General features: G+C 45.8%; 2 protein-coding genes. One reads left to right on the forward strand and one right to left on the reverse strand.

Features of this window, described 5'->3' with window-relative positions:
• On the forward strand, positions 1-207 hold a 207-nt coding region (locus tag DW039_RS21020; RefSeq protein ID WP_117704145.1), incomplete at its 5' end, for a hypothetical protein.
• On the opposite strand, the gene DW039_RS20100 is transcribed toward DW039_RS21020, so the two are convergent.
• On the reverse strand, positions 204-450 hold a 247-nt coding region (locus DW039_RS20100; RefSeq protein WP_243635056.1), incomplete at its 5' end, for a hypothetical protein. The genes DW039_RS21020 and DW039_RS20100 overlap by 4 nt on opposite strands.

Consider the following 450-nt stretch of genomic DNA (forward strand, 5'->3'; position numbering starts at 1 on the left):
ATCATCCGGAGCTTCGGCATTGCCGAAACAACCTCCTTCTTCCGTATTGCAGTCCCTTCCTTTTACCGTTTGTCCCGGCAGTCCGTTGCTAACCCGTTCCCCCCTGTCACTTGTGGCAGGGAGATAGGAGTATGGTTTTGCTTGCAAAACCGTATGGCTTGTTTTACTTTCCGTACTGCCCTTTTCCTTGTTTTCTGCCTCCCCTAATGTGCTTTTTTCATAGCTCCATCTGAGATCCTTTGTTTTTGAACGGCAAATTTATTTCGGTGGATGGATACGAAAGAGTTCCGGTCTTCGCCCTTTGTCCCGAAAAAAATAACGCCGGACGGCTTCGCTGTCCCCAACATTTTTTGTCGTCCAAAACTTTTCTTAATCCCTCCTTCCTTATTGTTGTGTGCCGTAAAAAAAAGGCTCATAAACTCAGATGGGGCATGAAAGCTCAAAAAAAAA

Source organism: Bacteroides sp. AF39-16AC, from assembly GCF_003602735.1.
Lineage (GTDB): Bacteria > Bacteroidota > Bacteroidia > Bacteroidales > Bacteroidaceae > Bacteroides > Bacteroides uniformis.